This window comes from Hydrogenophaga sp., from assembly GCF_035481345.1.
Classification (GTDB): Bacteria; Pseudomonadota; Gammaproteobacteria; order Burkholderiales; family Burkholderiaceae_C; genus Hydrogenophaga.
In genome coordinates, this window is record NZ_DATIGV010000015.1 from 1 (window position 1) to 17,994 (window position 17,994).

The 17,994-nt window shown below is 67.2% G+C and carries 19 protein-coding genes; 17 read left to right on the plus strand and 2 right to left on the minus strand.

Translation table 11 applies throughout. From position 1 onward, the window contains the following. The 5 genes from VLG41_RS00910 to VLG41_RS00930 all read left to right on the plus strand — a co-directional run. A partial coding sequence (locus VLG41_RS00910) for an electron transfer flavoprotein subunit alpha/FixB family protein (RefSeq protein WP_325347518.1) occupies positions 1 to 217 on the plus strand: 217 nt, incomplete at its 5' end. A gap of 166 nt (positions 218 to 383) precedes the next feature. Further along, positions 384 to 2,171 (plus strand): acyl-CoA dehydrogenase, encoded by a 1,788-nt coding sequence (locus tag VLG41_RS00915; protein WP_325347519.1) that lies wholly within the window; start codon positions 384 to 386, stop codon positions 2,169 to 2,171. 34 nt (positions 2,172 to 2,205) lie between these two features. Then, entirely contained in the window at positions 2,206 to 3,186 is a 981-nt protein-coding gene (locus VLG41_RS00920; protein WP_325347520.1) for a nitronate monooxygenase family protein, read from the plus strand. 120 nt (positions 3,187 to 3,306) lie between these two features. Next, a complete protein-coding gene (locus VLG41_RS00925) occupies positions 3,307 to 3,660 on the plus strand; it encodes a metalloregulator ArsR/SmtB family transcription factor (protein ID WP_325347521.1) in 354 nt (117 codons plus the stop codon). After that, positions 3,657 to 4,190 carry an SRPBCC family protein gene (locus VLG41_RS00930; RefSeq protein WP_325347522.1) on the plus strand — a complete coding sequence of 178 codons (534 nt, stop codon included), beginning with the start codon at positions 3,657 to 3,659 and terminating at the stop codon, positions 4,188 to 4,190. The genes VLG41_RS00925 and VLG41_RS00930 overlap by 4 nt, the downstream gene beginning before the upstream one ends. 24 nt (positions 4,191 to 4,214) lie before the next feature. Here VLG41_RS00930 and VLG41_RS00935 read toward each other — a convergent pair whose 3' ends face one another. Further along, positions 4,215 to 6,554 carry a PBP1A family penicillin-binding protein gene (locus VLG41_RS00935; protein WP_325347523.1) on the minus strand — a complete coding sequence of 780 codons (2,340 nt, stop codon included), beginning with the start codon at positions 6,552 to 6,554 and terminating at the stop codon, positions 4,215 to 4,217. An 859-nt stretch (positions 6,555 to 7,413) separates the two neighbouring features. Between VLG41_RS00935 and VLG41_RS00940 the strand changes: the two genes are divergently transcribed. Together VLG41_RS00940 and VLG41_RS00945 are read left to right on the plus strand one after the other, a co-directional pair. Then, entirely contained in the window at positions 7,414 to 7,989 is a 576-nt protein-coding gene (locus tag VLG41_RS00940) for a hypothetical protein (protein ID WP_325347524.1), read from the plus strand. Between the two features lie 78 nt (positions 7,990 to 8,067). Beyond that, the gene (locus VLG41_RS00945; protein ID WP_325347525.1) at positions 8,068 to 9,831 is read left to right on the plus strand and encodes a hypothetical protein; all 1,764 of its coding nucleotides are present in this window, start codon (positions 8,068 to 8,070) and stop codon (positions 9,829 to 9,831) included. Between the two features lie 21 nt (positions 9,832 to 9,852). On the opposite strand, the gene VLG41_RS00950 is transcribed toward VLG41_RS00945, so the two are convergent. Further along, the gene (locus VLG41_RS00950; protein WP_325347526.1) at positions 9,853 to 10,890 is read right to left on the minus strand and encodes a LacI family DNA-binding transcriptional regulator; all 1,038 of its coding nucleotides are present in this window, start codon (positions 10,888 to 10,890) and stop codon (positions 9,853 to 9,855) included. Positions 10,891 to 11,072: 182 nt separating this feature from the next. Between VLG41_RS00950 and VLG41_RS00955 the strand changes: the two genes are divergently transcribed. The 10 genes from VLG41_RS00955 to VLG41_RS01000 all read left to right on the plus strand — a co-directional run. Further along, on the plus strand, positions 11,073 to 11,609 hold the full coding sequence (locus VLG41_RS00955) for a gluconokinase (protein WP_325347527.1): 537 nt from the start codon (positions 11,073 to 11,075) through the stop codon (positions 11,607 to 11,609). Then, the gene (locus tag VLG41_RS00960) at positions 11,606 to 12,079 is read left to right on the plus strand and encodes a TRAP transporter small permease (protein ID WP_325347528.1); all 474 of its coding nucleotides are present in this window, start codon (positions 11,606 to 11,608) and stop codon (positions 12,077 to 12,079) included. The genes VLG41_RS00955 and VLG41_RS00960 overlap by 4 nt, the downstream gene beginning before the upstream one ends. Then, entirely contained in the window at positions 12,076 to 13,353 is a 1,278-nt protein-coding gene (locus VLG41_RS00965; RefSeq protein WP_325347529.1) for a TRAP transporter large permease subunit, read from the plus strand. Before VLG41_RS00960 ends, VLG41_RS00965 begins: the two co-directional genes overlap by 4 nt. Before the next feature lie 55 nt (positions 13,354 to 13,408). Further along, positions 13,409 to 14,425, plus strand: a complete 1,017-nt coding sequence (locus VLG41_RS00970) for a TRAP transporter substrate-binding protein (protein ID WP_325347530.1) — start codon at positions 13,409 to 13,411, stop codon at positions 14,423 to 14,425. Between the two features lie 101 nt (positions 14,426 to 14,526). Continuing rightward, the gene (locus tag VLG41_RS00975) at positions 14,527 to 15,033 is read left to right on the plus strand and encodes a VOC family protein (protein WP_325347531.1); all 507 of its coding nucleotides are present in this window, start codon (positions 14,527 to 14,529) and stop codon (positions 15,031 to 15,033) included. 84 nt (positions 15,034 to 15,117) lie between these two features. Next, positions 15,118 to 15,390 carry a type II toxin-antitoxin system ParD family antitoxin gene (locus tag VLG41_RS00980; RefSeq protein ID WP_325347532.1) on the plus strand — a complete coding sequence of 91 codons (273 nt, stop codon included), beginning with the start codon at positions 15,118 to 15,120 and terminating at the stop codon, positions 15,388 to 15,390. Then, positions 15,390 to 15,755, plus strand: a complete 366-nt coding sequence (locus tag VLG41_RS00985) for a type II toxin-antitoxin system RelE/ParE family toxin (protein ID WP_325347533.1) — start codon at positions 15,390 to 15,392, stop codon at positions 15,753 to 15,755. Before VLG41_RS00980 ends, VLG41_RS00985 begins: the two co-directional genes overlap by 1 nt. 6 nt (positions 15,756 to 15,761) lie before the next feature. After that, on the plus strand, positions 15,762 to 16,394 hold the full coding sequence (locus VLG41_RS00990; protein ID WP_325347534.1) for a cold shock and DUF1294 domain-containing protein: 633 nt from the start codon (positions 15,762 to 15,764) through the stop codon (positions 16,392 to 16,394). 235 nt (positions 16,395 to 16,629) lie between these two features. Then, positions 16,630 to 16,923: an XRE family transcriptional regulator gene (locus VLG41_RS00995; RefSeq protein WP_325347535.1), complete on the plus strand. Its 294-nt coding sequence runs from the start codon at positions 16,630 to 16,632 to the stop codon at positions 16,921 to 16,923. A gap of 63 nt (positions 16,924 to 16,986) precedes the next feature. Further along, positions 16,987 to 17,994: hypothetical protein (locus VLG41_RS01000; RefSeq protein WP_325347536.1), on the plus strand; the 1,008-nt coding region annotated here is incomplete at its 3' end.

Below are 17,994 nucleotides of genomic sequence, written 5' to 3' on the forward strand. Positions count from 1 at the left end.
CGACCTGCAGGTGGGCCAGACGGGCAAGATCGTGGCGCCGCAGCTCTACATCGCGGCCGGCATCTCCGGTGCCATCCAGCACCTGGCGGGCATGAAGGACTCCAAGGTGATCGTGGCGATCAACAAGGACCCGGAGGCGCCGATCTTCTCGGTGGCCGACTACGGGCTGGAGGCCGACCTCTTCGAGGCCGTGCCCGAGCTGGTCAAGGCGCTCTGATCCCGAGTCTGCACTCGAAGTCGCATCGAGGCAGCGGCATCACGCCAGCAACAACGCCATCCAGCAGCGGCCGCGGAACCGGCTTTGCCGGGCCGCGGGCCGCGCCCCCTTGAGGGGGTGCCGCGCAGCGGCGCAGGGGTGGGCCTAATTTTTCTGGAGACAAGCCATGAGCTACACCGCCCCCCTCAAGGACATGCTGTTCAACATCGAGCACCTGGCGCGCATCGACCAGGTGGCCCAACTGCCCGGCTTCGAGGACGCGGGCCTGGAGACGGCGCAGGCCGTGCTCGAGGAGTGCGCCAAGCTCAACGAGGGCGTGGTGGCCCCGCTCAACCGCGAGGGCGACCTCAAGCCCTCGTCCATCAAGGACGGCGTGGTCAGCACCACACCCGGCTTCAAGGACGCCTACCGCCAATACACCGAAGGCGGCTGGCAAGGCCTGCAGCACCCCACCGACTTCGGCGGCCAGGGCTTGCCCAAGACCATCGGCTCGGCCTGCGGCGAAATGCTCAACAGCGCCAACCTGAGCTTCGCGCTGTGCCCGCTGCTCACCGACGGCGCCATCGAAGCGCTGCTGACCGCCGGCAGCGACCAGCAGAAGGCCACCTACCTGCACAAGCTCATCAGCGGCGAGTGGACCGGCACCATGAACCTCACCGAGCCGCAGGCCGGCTCGGACCTGGCCGCCGTGCGCGCCCGCGCCGAGCCGCAGCCCGACGGCACCTACAAGATCTTCGGCACCAAGATCTTCATCACCTACGGTGAGCACGACATGGCCGACAACATCGTGCACCTGGTGCTGGCGCGGATCACCGGCGCGCCCGAGGGCGTCAAGGGCATCAGCCTGTTCACGGTGCCCAAGTTCCTCGTCAACCAGGACGGCAGCCTGGGCGCGCGCAACGACGTGCACTGCGTGAGCATCGAGCACAAGCTGGGCATCAAGGCCAGCCCCACGGCCGTTCTGCAATACGGCGATAACGGAGGCGCCATCGGCACGCTGGTGGGCCAGGAAAACCGCGGCCTGGAGTACATGTTCATCATGATGAACGCCGCGCGCTACGCGGTGGGCGTGCAGGGCATCGCCATCAGCGAGCGCGCCTACCAGCAGGCCGTGGGCTATGCGCGCGACCGCGTGCAGAGCCGCCCCGTGGACGGCAGCATGAACACCGCCGCGCCCATCATCCACCACCCCGACGTCAAGCGCATGCTCATGACCATGCGCGCCGCCACCGAAGGCTGCCGCGCCATGGCCAGCGTGGCCGCCGCCGCGTACGACGCCGCGCACCACCACCCCGACGCCGAGGTGCGAAAGCAGAACCAGGCCTTCTACGAGTTCCTGGTGCCGCTGGTGAAGGGTTACAGCACCGAGATGAGCCTGGAGGTCACGAGCCTGGGCGTGCAGGTGCATGGCGGCATGGGTTTCATCGAGGAGACCGGCGCGGCCCAGCACTACCGCGACGCCAAGATCCTCACCATCTACGAAGGCACCACCGCCATTCAGGCCAACGACCTCGTCGGCCGCAAGACCGCGCGCGACGGCGGCACCGTGGCCAAGGCCATCGCCGCGCAGATCCGCCAGACCGAAGCCGAACTGGCCAAGGGCAGCGCCAACGCCAAGGCCGTGGCCAAGCGCCTGACGGCCGCGCGCGAGGCCTTCGAACAGTCGGTGGACTTCATCGTGGCCAACACCAAGGGCAACCCCAACGCCGCCTTCGCGGGCAGCGTGCCCTACCTCATGCTGGCGGGCAACCTCATGGCCGGCTGGCAACTGGCGCGCGCCCTGCTGGTGGCCGAGGGCCTGTCGGCCAAGGGACAGGACAAGGCCTTCATGGACGCGAAGATCACCACCGCACGCTTCTATGCCGACCACATCCTGAGCCGTGCGCCCGGCGTGGCCGCCTCCATCGTCGAAGGCGCCGAGGGCGTGACGGCGATGGCCGTCGACGCGTTCTGATCCGTTCCGACCGATCCACCCACACGGAGACACCATGCCCGCACCCGAGCGTTACCTGCCCCCGATCCTCAAGAACCTCAAGTTCCCGGTGATCGGCTCGCCGCTGTTCATCATCAGCAACCCCAAGCTCGTGCTGGCGCAATGCAAGGCCGGCGTGGTGGGGGCCATGCCCGCGCTCAACGCGCGCCCGGCCTCGCAGCTCGACGAGTGGCTGGCCGAGATCACCGAGGGCATCGCGGCGCACAACAAGGCCAACCCTGACAACCCGGCCGCGCCCTTCGCCATCAACCAGATCGTGCACAAGAGCAACGACCGGCTCGAGCAGGACATGCAACTGTGCGCCAAGTACCAGGTGCCCATCGTCATCACCAGCCTGGGCGCGCGCGAGGACGTGAACCAGGCCGTGCACGCCTGGGGCGGCATCGTGCTGCACGACGTCATCAACAACGTCTTCGCGCACAAGGCGATCGAGAAGGGCGCCGACGGCCTGATCCCCGTGGCCGCGGGCGCGGGTGGCCACGCCAGCGTGAAGAGCCCCTTCGCCATGGTCCAGGAGATCCGCGAGTGGTTCGGCGGCCCGGTGGCGCTGTCGGGCGCCATCTCCTCGGGCGGCGCCATCCTGGCCGCGCAGGCCATGGGCGCGGACCTGGCCTACATCGGCTCGGCCTTCATCGCCACGCACGAGGCGCGCGCGGTGGACGGCTACAAGCAGATGATCGTGGAGAGCAACTCCGACGACATCGTCTACAGCAACTTCTACACGGGCATCCACGGCAACTACCTCAAGGGCTCCATCCGCAACGCCGGCATGGACCCGGAGAACCTGCCGCAGAGCGACCCGAGCAAGATGAACTTCTCCACTGGCGAAGGCGCCAACGCGGCCAAGGCCTGGCGCGACATCTGGGGCTGCGGCCAGGGCATCGGCGCCATCCGTGAGGTGATGGGCGCGGGCGATCTGGTGGCGCGCTTCAAGCGCGAGTACGCGCAGGCCAAGGCGCGGCTCTGCGTGGCCTGAGGAAGGCCGACACCGTCGACGAAGCCGGCCGAGTGCCGGCTTTTTCATGCGCGCGACCGCTCGTCAGAAAGCTAAACCATGTGGTTGAGCAATTGGTGATGAGGGCGTATATTCAACTTCATGGTTGAGCAATACTCCCCCGATCTCGACGCCGTCTTCAAGGCCCTCGCCGACCCTACGCGCCGCGACATGCTGCAGCGCCTGGCCAGCGAGGAACTGTCGGTGAGCGAGCTGGCGGCGCCGCTGGACATGTCGCTGGCGGCGGCCTCCAAGCACATCCAGGTGCTGGAACGCGCCGGCCTCGTGAAGCGCACGGTGCAAGGCCGCACGCACACCTGCCGCCTGGACGCCCAGCCGCTGCACGCGGGCATGGAGTGGTTGCGCCATTACGAGCGGTTCTGGACCGGGCGCGTCGATGCCCTCGAACGCCTGGTGCGCGCCGCGCATTCACCCACGAAACGGAGAAAGCCATGACGACGGATACCCTCTACGGCGAACGCCTGTCGAACGACACCGTGCGCATCGAACGCCAACTGCCTGGCACGCTCCAGGACATCTGGGCCTGGATCACCGAGAACGACAAGCGCGAGCAGTGGATGGCGCGCGGCACGCTGGAACAGCGCGTGGGCGGCGCGGTGCGGCTGGAGTTCCGCCACAAGGACTTGACGTATGCCGACGACCCCGCGCCGCCGAAGTACGCCGACATGGCCGAAAGCGCGGTGCTGCAGGGCGTGGTCACCGCCTGCGAGCCGCCGCGCCTGCTGGCCCACACCTGGGGCGGGCAGGGCGAGGTGCGCTACGAACTGAGCGAGTCGCGCGGTGGTGTACGACTGGTCATCACGCACCAGCGCCTGGCGGGCATGGAGGACATGCTCAGCGTCTCGGCCGGCTGGCACGCGCACCTGGACGTGCTGGTGTCGCGGGTGCAGGGCAGTGCGCGGCCGCGTTATTGGGCGCTGCACACGCGGCTGGAGGCGGAGTACGCGCAGCGGTTGGCGGGCTGAGCCACGACACGCCCGCCGGGCGCCTCAATCCGTCGGCGGCGTGGTCGGCGGCGTGCCACTGCGCAGCCAACTGCCGATGGAGTCGAACAGCTTGCCGAGCTCGCCGCCCAGCGTGGTCTTGTACTGCACGCCGGCCGTGTCCGATATCTGCGAGACCCAGCCGCCGTCGTGCCACTCGGCGTAGAGCCAGTCCTCGCCCTCGCGCACCAGGCCCTCGGGCGGCGTGGCGGGTGGCGCCACCGGCTGGCCCTTGAGCGCCGCGCCCATGTAGTCGATCCAGATCGGCAGCGCCACGCGCCCGCCCGATTCGTTGCCGCCCAGGCTGCGCGGCTGGTCGTAGCCCACCCACACGGTGGCGGCCAGCGTGGGCTGGTAACCGGCGAACCAGGCATCCACCGCGTCGTTGGTGGTGCCGGTCTTGCCGTAGATGTCGGCGCGCTTGAGCGCGGCCTGCGCGCGCGCGGCGGTGCCGCTGCGCGTCACCTCGTTGAGCAGGCTGCCCATCACGTAGGCGTTGCGCGCGGGAATGGCGCGGGTGTCCTCGCCCAGCGCCGCCGCTGGCGGGGCCTCGAACAACACCTTGCCCTGCGCATCGGTGATCTTCTCGATCACCACCGGCGAGACGCGCCAGCCGCCATTGGCCAGCGTGGCATAGGCCTGCACCATCTGCAGCGGCGTGGCGCTGCCGGTGCCCAGCGCCAGCGTCAGGTCCTCGGGCTGGCGCGCCGGGTCCAGGCCGAAGCGGCCGAGCCAGTCGCGCGCGTTGGAGGTGCCCGTGTGTTGCAGCACACGCACGCTGGCCAGGTTGCTGGAACGCGCCAGCGCCTCGCGCACGCTGATCGGGCCCTGGTGCTGGCCGTTGCTGTTGGTGGGGCTCCAGCCGTTGGCGGCGGTGAAGGGCAGATCGTCCACCAGCGTGGACGGCATCACGCGCGATTCCAGCGCCGCCGAATACAGCAGCGGCTTGATCGCCGAGCCCGGCTGGCGCCAGCCCTGGGTCACGTGGTTGAAGGGCTGGCGCGTGAAGTCGAAACCGCCCACCAGCGCGCGGATGCGGCCGGTGCGCGGGTCCATGGCCACCAGCGCGGCCTCGGCCTCGGGCCATTGCGAGATGGCCCAGGCATCGCTCTTCCTGTCCTTGGTCTTGCCCTTGCTCACCACGCGCACGATGGCGCCGCGCTCGATCTTCTGCGGCGCCTTGGCCTTGGGCTCCAGCCCGCGCTGCGCCCAGCGCAGGCCCTCGCCTTGAACGGTGATGCGCTCGCCGCTGGCGAGCTGCACCTGCAGGGCCTTGGGGTTCGCATCGAGCACGATGCCCACGCGCAGGGTCTCGTCGTCGCGGTGGTCCTTCAGCGCTTCGGCGGCGGCGCGCTCCAGCTCGGCCCCGTTGCCGGTGGGCAGTGTTTCGGTGTCCTCCGGCCCGCGCCAGGCGCCGCGCCGGTCGAAGGCCAGCACGCCGCGCTGCACCGCTGTGTGCGCCGCGCGCTGGTCGGCCGCCAGCAGCGAGGTGGTCACGCGCAGCCCCCGGGAATAGGCCTGTTCGCCGAAGCGCTCCACCACCGCCTGGCGCGCCATCTCGGCCACGTGCGCGGCGTGCACGCTGCGCTGGCCCGGCGTGCGCAGCTTGAGCTTCTCGGCCTTGGCCTGGGCCAACTGCTCCTCGGTGATCGCCTCGGTGGCGCGCATGCGCTCCAGCACCACGCGCTGGCGCTGCGTGGCGCGCTGGACGTTGGCCACCGGGTTGGCGTAGTACGGGTTCTGCGGCAGGCCGGCCAGCATGGCGTTCTCGGCCAGCGTGAGTTTGTCCAGCGGCTTGCCGAAGTAGGTCTGCGCCGCGGCGGCGAAGCCGTAGGCCCGCTGGCCCAGGAAGATCTCGTTCATGTAGATCTCCAGGATGCGGTCCTTGGAGATCTCGTTCTCCAGCTTGAGCGCCAGCCAGATCTCCTTGGCCTTGCGCTCGGCCGAGAACTGGCGCGTGAGCAGCATGGTGCGCACCAGTTGCTGGGTGATGGTGGAGGCGCCCTGCTTGCGCCCGCCGGTGATGGCGGCCACCAGCGCGCGCGCCATGCCCTTCGGGTCCACGCCCGAGTGTTCGCGAAAGCGCGCGTCCTCCACGGCCAGCACGGCCTGCTGCAGTTGCCGCGGGATGCGTTCGAGCGGAACGTACTCGCGCCGCTCGGCGCCAAACTGCGCGATCTCCTCGCCGTCGGCGGTGAGCACCTGCAGCGGCAGCTTGGGCTGGTAGTGCACGATGGGGTCGAGGGAGGGCAGCTCGAAAGGCGCGGCGGCCAGCGGCGGCACCGCCACCAGCGCACCGACCACCAGCAAGGCCAGTGCGGGCCGTTGGGGGATGAACGAAATCATGGAACCGGATTGTCCGCCCCCGGCGAGGCCCGTCCGTCGCAAGGCCGCACCGCTGTGGTTGCGATCTGTAACAGCTCGACCACAGCGGGCAGTCTTCGCACTCTCGCTCACCCTCGCCGGTTCGACAACAGCAGACAACCGAGGACAGCACGACGGCTGCGCCGCCCGAGCGCAACGCCGAGACGGGCTCAGACCCATGGCATCGCTTCGAACTGCGCTGCACGCACCTGGACGAGGTGTTGAAACCCGAGAACTGGGTCCACCCGCTGCGTGGCTTGCCTGACGCTCGGCGCCGACACCATCCGGCCCTTGCTCTTCGGTGAACTCCTGAGCCGGTTCACGGACCTCGCTCAGCCCAGCAAGCGCTGGAGCTACCACCGCTTCGTCGGCCGTTTCCAGAAACGGCGCCAGCGCTTCGCGGCACAGGCCCTGATACAGCAGCGCGGACCCGGAACGGGCTTGCCCGTGGAGTTGGCTCAGCGCACGCTCGAGTTGGGGCGTTTCACTGCTGCGGACCAGCTTGCGATGGCCGCGGCTGGCGCTCGCGCACGGTCCCGCGCCAACGCCACGGGTGCATGAGCTGGTGCAGGCCGCCGGATCCGCCTTCCGGGGCAGGGCGCCCAAAGCCCCCGGCCCCCAATCCTGAAGCTGCTGTGATGCCGACGCGACCGCAGCAACCCACAGCGCCGGCTCCGGCACACATGGGCGGCCCGACGATCTGGCCTTAACCAGGAACCCCAACATGTTGTCATCGCGCAAGAACTCCCCCGTGCACCCGCCACGTCCCATCGATGCCGTGCCAGACCTTGACAGGTACTCGGCGACTGCCGCGGCACACCACACGCCCAGTGAATGCTGCTTGCAGAACACTTCCGACGTGCTGCTCCTGTTGAAGGAGAAAGACCTCGCCTCCAAGCCGCTCAAACTGCAGATGCCCGGGCTGCTCGATACGGCCGACCTTGCTTCATTGACCTGGCTGTTGTCGCGCGAGGATGCCAAGCTGACGGAGCTGGACCTGAACCTGTCGAGCCGCACCGATCCCGCCCAGCTCACAGCCCTGCTGGCCCTGCTGCCCAAGCACCCCGAGTTGCGCAGCGTGCGCTTTTGCGTCGATGGCCAGGAACAAGGGCCTTTTCCGCCTGGCTTGCGCGAGGCACTGGCGCGTTCGAAGTCCTGTCTCATCAAGGGCGGCGTCGCGCTGCGCCAGGCCTTGTTCCGCCAACTCGACGACCGTTTAAACGCCATCAAGGACACCACGACCATGTGGGCCGTCGCGGCCGTTCTTGACGATTTCTGCCGGATGCGGCTCGACGACGCCAGCAGCCTCCTGGATGCCACGAGCGCCAAGACTCTGCGGTCGTACGCCGTGCTGGTGGGCGACGGGCCGCTGCGCCTGGCCGTCGAAGCCCTGCTCGCACCCGATGCCGCTCAGTGAGTGTGCCCGCATCCGCTGCTTCGCCGCTTACCTGTGGCGGCGCGTTCGATGGGAGTGCCGCCACAACAAAGATGCACCATGATTTCGGCCAAGCTGACGCTCTTAAACGTCTTACGCAACATCCGTTCCGCGACGCGTATCGGGCACGATCGGCAGTCGCCAGACGAGATTGCGATTCGCGTGGAAAGTGCCTCCGAACTCGCGGAGCTGCTGCAGACGCAGTTGCCTTGCACCTGCCGCATCTCCGTGCGTTTGACCGGTTTGGTCGGCACGCAAGAACTGGCCGACCTCGTGCGGCTGCTGCGTCAAGAGCTTGTTCAGCTCGAGCATCTGAGCCTCAACCTGAGTTCCACGGTCGAGGCGCCGGCACTGATCGAATTGCTCAAGGAGGTGGAGGCGCACCACGCTCGCCAGGAACTCCGCGGTCTTGAGCTGGCGGTCGGCGGGGGCCATGGCGGGCCCATCGCCGAACCGCTGCGCGAAGCGATCGCCGCTTCGTCCATGTGCCTCACCCTGGGTGGGGCCAGCCTTCGGTCCCTGCTGTTCGCACCGCTGTTATTGACGTTCGAGGGCGGCCTGGGGCCGAGCCCGACTCAAGACGCGGAGAAAATGCTTTGGGACTTGAAAACGTTCATCGAGGATGGATTGAGCTTGGACAGTCGTGTTGCTGCCTGTCAGCTCAACCGCTTGGCCCCCATAGCGATGTGCATAAAAGACGCCGCCTTGATTCGCGCGGTCAGTGCCTTGTCACCGGCCAGCACGATTCAGCTGTTCGGACTTCTGGAGCCGCATGAGGACCAGTGGCTGGATGAGCTGCAGATCCGTTATCGACTTGACACCTGTCCCTACTCGGAGGAGGAAGCGCAGGCATTGGCGGAGTGGCTCGCGAGTCCCCATCCCTCGCTGTGGGCCCTGAAGCTGTTCAGGAACTTTTATGTGAGCGCGCCGTCCTGGACGCAGGTCTTGCAGGGTCTGGTGGCACAGCCCTCCTTGCGCGTGGTCATGGTGGCTTTGACGTACAGCGACGCTGCCGATGCGTTGCCGGCGGACTTCGATTCCAAGTTCCGGCTGCAGTCGCTCCTGGTCTCTCTCGCCGGGCCCGACGCGGTGGCGCTGCTGGTGCATTGCCTCAAGCCCGAGAGCCTGGCGCTTGAGGCCGAACCAAGAACCATTGCGGCCATCCTGGCGAAGCTGCGCGCGAAATCGCCGAGCCTGTTTGGCTTGAGCGACATGCACTTGGGCTGGGTCGCCTATGCCGAGGCCGATCAGTCGGGGCAGGCCCTCGAAATTCTGTTCCAGGAAGCCAACAAGGCAGGCTTTGTCTGCGGCGATCACGCGGAGCCCCGCACCGAGCAAGCCTGGGACGAGTTGGCTCACCAGGTCGTGGCAGGTTGCCTGCAATTCAGCACAGCACCGGGCCCTTCCTTCGGCATGAAAGACATCGACAAAGGGACTTCCACGCTGCGCTTCGTCACCGTGAGGGACGCTTACACGGTTGGAGCCGGAGAGGCCGTGGTACAGCATTTGTTGATGCGCCATGACCGTTTCGGCGTGGGGCAGCCCGACGTGGCCCGCCAGCTGATCGAGGAGGCGGCGTTCACTGCCGACGATTTCAAGGCCCTGACCCTTGTTCACAAGGACGGACACCGTGCCGGGCAGGTCGCACACATCGTCTCGGCGATGAAGGAGGGCGGCATGACGGCAAAGGCCCTGCGCGACGCACTGTACTTGCCGTCTGGCGATCCGGACTTCGAGCTCGTCAAGGCCGTGTGGCGGCGGCTCACCGAGATGTCGGCCGACGAGTCGATGTGGCGCCTGTACGACGCGGCCACGGGCACCTAACACCGCCCAGCGCCGGCGGCATCAGCTGCTGCCGCGCAGCACCAGCTCGAAACCCAGGTCGGCGCTGCTGCTGGTCACCGCCTCACCACGCAGCAAGGACAGCAGCAAACGCGCGCCGGTCTCGCCGATCGCGCGCCGCGGCGTGCGCACCGTGGTCAGCGGCGGCAGCATCTGCTCGCTGCCCGAGAGGTCGTTGAAGCCCGCGACCGCGAGGCGTTCGGGCACCGCCACGCCCAGGCGCAGCGCCGCCAGCAGGCCACCCTGCGCCAGGTCGTCGTTGCAGAAGAACACCGCGTCAACCTCGGGCCGCGAGCGCAGCAGGTCTTCCAGCAGCTCGCCGCCCAGGCGCATGGAGGAGGGCTGCGGGCTCAGCAGCTCCAGCCGCGCGTCGTACAGACCGGCCGCGCGCAGGCAGCGGCGGTAGCCCTCGGCGCGCTGCAGCACGCGCGGGTCCAGCTGCGCGGCCACGAAGGCGATGCGCCGCCGCCCACGGTCCAGCAGGTGCTGCGTGATCGCGTGGCCCGCGTCCTGCTGCGAGAAGCCCACGCAGTGCACGCCGGGTGCGTCGGTCAGCTCCATCAGGTACACGCAGGGTATGCCGCTGGCGGCCACCATCTGGCGCGCCGCCTCGGTGCGGTCGAAGCCCGTGAGCAGCACGCCCGCCGGCCGCTGCGACAGGTAGGCCCGCAGCAACTGCTCCTCCTCCATCGGGTCGTAGTGCGTCACGCCGATGAGGGGCTGGTAGCCGTGCGGCAGCAGCACGCGGTGCACCGCCTCGATCACGTCCACGAACAGCGCGTTGGACAGCAGGGGCACCAGCACCGGTACCTGCGTGCCACGCGCCGAGGCCAGGGCGCGCGCGGCCGGGTCGGGCACGTAACCCAGGCGCGCGGCGGCGGCCTTCACGCGCTCCACCAGCTCGGCGGCCACGCCGCGCTCGCCGCGCAGCGCGCGCGAGGCGGTGATGGGGCTGACCTCGGCCTCTCGGGCCACGTCCTGCAGGGTGATGCGCCCGCTGGGGCGGCGGCGACGTTCGGGGCTGACGGGGGTGGAAGGCAAGGGTTTTCCCTGTCGATGGGTGGAACGGATCGGCAATAGGATAGCGCTACCATAGCGGGCTTCGCATCCGGATTCGCCCTGATCATCACACAGATCGGGGCAGCTTCAGAGGGATGGCGAGCCCCGTGAACGGTCCTGATCCCAGGGCCGTTTCTTTCGGATTCATTGGACAGCGCTACCAAATGACCTTGACCCCCGTTCCCACCCGCCTCGTCGTCATGGGCGTGGCCGGTTGCGGCAAATCCAGCCTCGGCCAGCAGAGCGCGGCCGCCCTGGGCCTGCCGCTGCTGGAGGGTGACGATTTCCACTCGGCCGCCAACGTCGCCAAGATGCGCGGCGGCATGGCCCTCAGCGACGACGACCGCGCCGCCTGGCTCGACACCCTGGCCGCTCAACTCGCCGCACGCAACGAGGGCGTGGTGCTCACCTGCTCCTCGCTCAAGCGGCGCTACCGCGACCGCCTGCGCGCCGCCGCGCCGGGCCTGCGCTTCGTCTTCCTGCAACTGAGCCGCGAGCAGGCGCGCGAGCGCGTGGCCGCGCGCCCCGGCCACCTGTTCCCGGTGAGCCTGGTCGACAGCCAGTTCGAGGCGCTGGAAGACCCCAGCGCCGAGCCCGGCGTGCTGACCCTGGACGCCACGCGCCCGCTGCCCGAACTCGTGAACGCCGTGGCGCATTGGGTGCGCTCCGTGCCCGCCCCGGGCGAGGAGGTGCGCGCATGAAAGCCCTGAACGCGATCAAACACCTGGCCGAGGGCCTGCTGGCCCTGTGCCTGCTGGGCATGGTGGTGGCGGTGTTCGGCAACGTGGTGCTGCGCTACGTGTGGGGCACGGGCTGGGTCGTGTCCGAGGAACTCTCGCGCCTGCTCTTCGTGTGGCTCGTCTCCGTGGCCGCCACGCTCACCTTCGCCGAAGGCAAGCACCTCGGCTTCGATCTGGTGACCACGCGACTGAGCGGCCAACCGGCCGCCGCCATGCGCTGGCTCACGCGCGCGCTCATCGGCCTGGCGCTGTACTACCTCATCTCTGGCGCCTGGGCGCAGGTGCTGGTGGGCATGAACAGCCACAGCCCGGTGATGAACTACCCGCTGTCGCTGGCGGCGGGCGCCATCTTCGTCATGGGCATCTGCATGGCGCTGCTGCTGGTGCTGCAGGCCGTGGCCGAGATTCGCGGAGCGGAGGTCAAGCCATGACCATCGCGCTCTTCCTGCTGGTGCTCTTCGCCGCCATGACGGTGGGCGTGCCGATCGCCTTCGCGCTCATGCTGACCGCGCTGGCGCTGATGGTGCAGCTCGACTTCTTCGACGCCCAACTGCTCGCGCAGAACGTGCAGGCCGGCTTCGACAGCTTCCCGCTGCTGGCCGTGCCCTTCTTCATCCTGGCCGGCGAGCTCATGAACGCCGGTGGCCTGAGCCGGCGCATCATCGACCTGGCGCGCGCCTTCGTGGGCCACATCCCCGGCGGTCTGGGCTACGTGGCCATCGCGGCCTCGGTCATGCTGGCGTCCATGAGCGGCTCGGCCATCGCCGACACCGCCGCCCTGGCCACGCTGCTGCTGCCCATGATGCGCCAGCAGCGCTACCCCGAGGGCACCAGCGCCGGCCTCATCGCCTCCGGCGGCATCATCGCGCCCGTCATCCCGCCGTCCATGCCCATGGTCATCTACGGCGTCACCACCAACACCTCCATCAGCAAGCTGTTCCTCGCGGGCATCGTGCCCGGGCTGTTGATGGCCGTGAGCCTGGTGCTGGTGTGGCGCCGCATCGCGGGCAAGGAACAACTGCCCGTGGCCGAGAAGACCGACTGGCCGCACCGCCGCGCGGTGCTGGCCTCCAGCGTCTGGGCGCTGTTCATGCCCGTCATCATCATCGGCGGCCTGCGCTTGGGGCTGTTCACGCCCACCGAGGCCGCGGTGGTGGCGGCCGTGTACGCGCTCATCGTGGCCATGTTCGTCTACCGCGAACTCACCGTGGCCGGCCTGTACCGCGTGTTCGTGGACGCCGGCCGCACCACCGGCGTGGTGATGTTCCTGTGCGGCGCGGCCACGGCGGCCAGCTACATGATCACCCTGGCCGACCTGCCCAACGAACTGGCCGGCGTCATGGGCCCGCTGCTGCAGAACCCCATGCTGTTCATGGCCGTGGTGGCGGTCTTCCTGCTGGCCGTCGGCATGGTGATGGACCTCACGCCCACCATCCTCATCCTCGGGCCGGTGCTCGCGCCGCTGGCGGCCAAGGCCGGCATCGACCCGGTGTACTTCGGCTTCGTCTTCATCTTCGTCGGCTGCCTGGGCCTGCTCACGCCGCCCGTGGGCACCGTGCTCAACGTCGTGGCTGGCGTCGGTGGCCTGCGCATGGAGCCGGTGATCCGTGGCGTCACCCCCTTCCTGCTGGTCTACGTCGCCATGCTGGCGCTGCTGATCGTCTTTCCGGCCATCGTGCTGCAACCGCTCAAGTGGATGTTCTGACCCCCATCCCGATTTCACCCGGCGGCACCCGCCGCCAACAACCCAGGAGATGACCATGAAATTCAAGCAACTCGCCATCACGCTGTCGGTGGCACTGGCCACCGTGGCCGGCAGCCTGGCGCACGCGCAGGACATCAAGCCGCGCATGATCCGCTTCGGCTACGGCCTCAACGAAGACTCCAACCAGGGCCGCGCGGTCAAGCTGTTCGCGCAAGAGGTGGAGAAAGCCTCCGGCGGCAAGATGCGCGTGCGCGCCATCGGTGCGGCCGCGCTCGGCTCGGACGTGCAGATGCAGCAGGCCCTCATCGGCGGCGCGCAGGAAATGATGGTGGGCTCCACCGCCACGCTGGTGGGCATCACCAAAGAGATGGCCATCTGGGACACGCCCTTCCTCTTCAACAACGCGCAAGAGGCCGACGCCGTGCTCGACGGCCCCGTGGGCCAGAAGGTGATGGACAAGCTGCAGGACAAGGGCCTGGTGGGCCTGGTGTACTGGGAGAACGGCTTTCGCAACCTCACCAACAACAAGCGCGCCGTGGCCAAGCTGGAAGACCTGGACGGCATCAAGCTGCGCGTGATGCAGAACAACGTCTTCATCGACAGCTTCAAGACCCTGGGCGCCAACGCCGTGCCGCTGCCGTTCTCCGAGCTGTTCACCGCGCTGGAGACCAAGACCGTCGACGGTCAGGAGAACCCCTACAACACCATCCTCTCCAGCAAGTTCTACGAGGTGCAGAAGTACCTGACGGTGACCAACCACGTCTACAGCCCGTGGATCGTGACCGTGAGCAAGAAGTGGTGGGACCAGCTCAGCAAGGACGAGCAGAAGGTGCTGATGGACGCTGCGAAGAAGAGCCGCGACTTCGAGCGCCAGGACACGCGCACCGAGGCCGACAAGGCGCTGGCCGACCTCAAGGGCAAGGGCATGCAGATCAACCAGCTGAGCCCGGCCGAAGCCAACCGCATGCGCGAGAAGCTGGCCAGCGTGAACGCCGGCATCTCCGCCAACGTGGGCGAAGACCTGTGGAAGGAAACGCAGGCCGCGGTGGCCAAGGCGCGCGGCGGCAAATGATCGCGGTTCACGTCTGAACACAAAGCCGGGCCTGACAGCCCGGCTTTTTTGTTGTGGAATGCACATCACTTGATGTGCATTCCACAACACAGGAGACGCCCATGACGCCCAAGAACACCATCTGCCTCTGGTACGACAGCGACGCGCTCGACGCCGCGCGCTTCTACGCCCAGACCTTCCCCGACAGCGCCGTGGGCCGCGTGATGCATGCGCCCGGTGACTACCCCTCGGGCAAGGAAGGCAATGTCCTCACCGTCGAGTTCACCGTCATGGGCATTCCCTGCCTCGGCCTCAACGGCGGCACGGCCTTCAAGCAGTCCGAGGCCTTCTCCTTCCAGGTGGCCACCGACGACCAGGCCGAAACCGACCGCCTGTGGAACGCCATTGTGAACAACGGCGGCCAGGAAAGTGAATGCGGCTGGTGCAAGGACAAGTGGGGCGTGTCGTGGCAGATCACGCCCCGCGTGCTGACCGATGCCATCAACGACCCCGACCGCGCGGCCGCCAAGCGCGCGTTCGACGCGATGATGACCATGCGCAAGATCGACGTGGCCACCATCGAGAAGGCCTGGCGCGGCGAAGGACCTGCGACCAAGCCTGGCAGATGACATTGGCATAATCTGCCAACACTGGCCGCGCCGGCCGGTTGCTCGCCATCTTTGGGGGTTCGGAACATGCCTACTCGAAACGTCGTGCTGAGTGATCAGCAGCAGCACCTGGTGGAGACACTGGTGCAGTCCGGCCGCTACCAGAACGCCAGCGAAGTGCTTCGCGATGGCTTGCGCCTTATCGAGGAACGGGAGCGTCTCGAAGCGGCCAAGCTCAAAGCCTTGAAGCAAGCGGCGCGTCAGGCTTGGACGGATGTGTCTGCTGGCCGGTACGCCGATGTGGGCGACGACCAGCTCGAAGACTTCGTCGGACAGATCGGGCACCGTGCTGCCCAGCTGGCCAAAGCGGCGAGTTGATGCGCCGCTTCCGGCTGTCAGAAGCCGCGCAAGGTGATGTCCTCGGCATCCTCGCCTGGACACATGAACAATTTGGCGAGCCCGCTCGACTGCGCTACGAGGGGCTGATCGTCGCCGCGCTTCGCGATGTGGCCAAACAACCCGATAGGGCCGGCAGCCTCTTGCGTCCCGAGCTTGGCGCGGGCGTTCGATCGTGGCACCTGCGACTGAGTCGACACCACGTCAAACCCGGCATGGAAATCGTGAGCCGGCCCCGTCACTTCCTCATCTACCGCTCTGAACCCGAGTGGGTTGTGGTCGGTCGCGTGCTGCACGACGCCATGGAGTTGGCGCGGCACGTGGACGCTGACGCCGCCTGGAGGTGAATCCGCATGCGCTTCGACGGCATTCTGGCCAGCTGGAACGACGACCGTGGCTTTGGCTACATCGAGCCCACGCAGGGCGGCGAGCGCGTGTTCGTGCACGTGTCGGCATGGCCCAAGGGGGCGGGGCGGCCACAGATCAATCAGGCGCTGAGCTTTGCGGTGGAGCAGGGGCCCAAGGGCAAGCGCGCCACCCAGGTGCAGTTGCGGCGCGTGCAAACAACGCAGCGCGTGCGCCAAGCGCCCAGGCGAAGCGAGCGGCCCGGCTCAGCGCCCTGGGGCCTGGCCACGCGGCTGGCCATTCCCATTTTTCTGCTGGTGTATGCCACCGTGGCCTGCCTGTGGCGGCCACCGTTGTGGGTGGCGGGTTGGTACGTGGGGGCCAGCCTGTTGGCCTTCATGGCCTATGCCCTGGACAAATCCGCCGCGGTGGGCGGTGGCTGGCGCATCCGGGAAAGCAGCCTGCATCTGCTGGCGCTGGTGGGTGGATGGCCGGGGGCGCTGCTGGCGCAACAAGTGCTGCGGCACAAGACCAGCAAGGCGGCGTTTCGAGGGGTGTTCTGGGGGACGGTGGTGGTGAATGTGGTGGGGTTGGTGGTGTGGGCTTCGCCTTGGGGGGAGCGGGTGGTTTGGGGGCTGTGAAGGCCAAGCGTGCACGGACTGCGGTCGGCTGCTTAAGACTGAATTGAGTCATTTGCCTTCGACGGTCTGAGCGACTGCTTCGGTTATGACCGGCCAATTGACATAAAGCGGCAGGGCAGCGCTGAACGAGGGAACTCGTCTAGCCGATGTCCACATGCGATGCCAAGGCAAATTTGGTCTGGAAGCTCATGTTTTTATGTGATTTAATCTCATTAAATTATGAGCCAACTGCGGCGTGACCTACGAAGATTTTCTTGTTGAACTGAATAAGGCTGGCCTCAGCGTCAAGCGTTTTGCTGACTTAATCGGCATGCAGCCCAACTCGGTTTCCAACAACAAGAAGAGGGGAGAGGTCCCCGTCCATCTCGCTTTGATCGCCACTCTTCTCGCTGAAATGTCCGCCCGTCAGATCGATTACGAACCTGTCATGGCACGAGTGCAGCCGCTCAAGAAGCGGCCACGTGGTGCAGCAGTGGAGGGGCGGTTTGCAGGCGATAGGCAGACCACGCTGGGGTTCGCAGATGAGTGAGCGTGAAAGCGCCCGTGCGCTGCGCCGCGCGAAGGCTTCGGCGCAATCGGGACGGCGCGGCTCATGAGTGCAGTGATCGATTCCCGCTGGGTCAGCGCACTTGCACTCGACCGACGGCGGGCGCCCGAGTTCTATGCGGCGGGCAGCAGCGTCGCTGCAGGCGCGCATGCCGACGCGATCCGCTTTGCGCTCGACGAGTTGGGGCTGTCGGCTGTCAGTTGCATCAATGGCGTTCCCACGATTGGATTTCTGAGCGATCCGAACGTTTCCGTGGAACGTGTCGATGAGCTCCACAGAATCCTGTGGAACCAGGGCCTCATGAGCCTGCTGCTCGTCATCCGCGATGACGAGTTGACGGCGTACTCGCTGGTCCAGCGGCCGCTGTACCCCGACGAGAGCCGCGGCAAGGATCAGCGCCTGGTCAAGACACTCAGCCTGTTGACCGATGCGCTTGCGTTGCGAGAACTGCTCGATGCCACAGAGTCTGGGCGGTTCTGGTTCGAGAACGACGGCTACTTCAACCCAGAAGATCGGGTCGACAACGTCCTGTTGGTCAATCTGCTGGCTGCGTTTCGAGGCCTCAAGGACGAACTGGGCGCAGAACCGGCCCAGGCTCTGCTCATGCAGACGATGTTCGTGGCGTACCTGGAAGACCGACAGATCATCGGAGAGGCAGTCTTCCGTGATGCGTCGCAGGGGCGCTACGGAAGTCTTCAGGAACTGCTCGACGCCGGAAAGCCTGCGCCTTTTGAGAAGCTGTTTGTCTGGCTGCATGAGGCCTTCAACGGCAACCTCTTCAAGGCGCCGTGCGCTTTCGAAACCGGGGACGGACCGCCGCCCAAGCTGAAGCCGGCGCACCTCGCGGTGCTCGCACGGTTCCGTCATGGCCACGAAGACATGGCCATCCGGCAGCTTCGGTTCTGGGGCTACGATTTCCGGTACATGTCGATCGGGCTGATCAGTGCGGTCTACGACCGATTTCTGAAGGAGGAGGCAGCCAAGAAGAACGCGGATGGGGCGTTCTACACCCCGATGTTCTTGGCCGACATCGTCGTCAACCAACTCTGGGAC

Coding starts and splice junctions, on each gene's coding strand:
- VLG41_RS00920 (WP_325347520.1), top strand. CDS start 2,206: ATGCCCGCACCCGAGCGTTACCTGCCCCCGATCCTCAAGAACCTCAAG.
- VLG41_RS00960 (WP_325347528.1), top strand. CDS start 11,606: ATGAAAGCCCTGAACGCGATCAAACACCTGGCCGAGGGCCTGCTGGCC.
- VLG41_RS00925 (WP_325347521.1), top strand. CDS start 3,307: ATGGTTGAGCAATACTCCCCCGATCTCGACGCCGTCTTCAAGGCCCTC.
- VLG41_RS00935 (WP_325347523.1), bottom strand. CDS start 6,554: ATGATTTCGTTCATCCCCCAACGGCCCGCACTGGCCTTGCTGGTGGTC.
- VLG41_RS00985 (WP_325347533.1), top strand. CDS start 15,390: ATGCGCCGCTTCCGGCTGTCAGAAGCCGCGCAAGGTGATGTCCTCGGC.
- VLG41_RS00945 (WP_325347525.1), top strand. CDS start 8,068: ATGATTTCGGCCAAGCTGACGCTCTTAAACGTCTTACGCAACATCCGT.
- VLG41_RS00970 (WP_325347530.1), top strand. CDS start 13,409: ATGAAATTCAAGCAACTCGCCATCACGCTGTCGGTGGCACTGGCCACC.
- VLG41_RS00915 (WP_325347519.1), top strand. CDS start 384: ATGAGCTACACCGCCCCCCTCAAGGACATGCTGTTCAACATCGAGCAC.
- VLG41_RS00930 (WP_325347522.1), top strand. CDS start 3,657: ATGACGACGGATACCCTCTACGGCGAACGCCTGTCGAACGACACCGTG.
- VLG41_RS00990 (WP_325347534.1), top strand. CDS start 15,762: ATGCGCTTCGACGGCATTCTGGCCAGCTGGAACGACGACCGTGGCTTT.
- VLG41_RS00975 (WP_325347531.1), top strand. CDS start 14,527: ATGACGCCCAAGAACACCATCTGCCTCTGGTACGACAGCGACGCGCTC.
- VLG41_RS00955 (WP_325347527.1), top strand. CDS start 11,073: ATGACCTTGACCCCCGTTCCCACCCGCCTCGTCGTCATGGGCGTGGCC.
- VLG41_RS00965 (WP_325347529.1), top strand. CDS start 12,076: ATGACCATCGCGCTCTTCCTGCTGGTGCTCTTCGCCGCCATGACGGTG.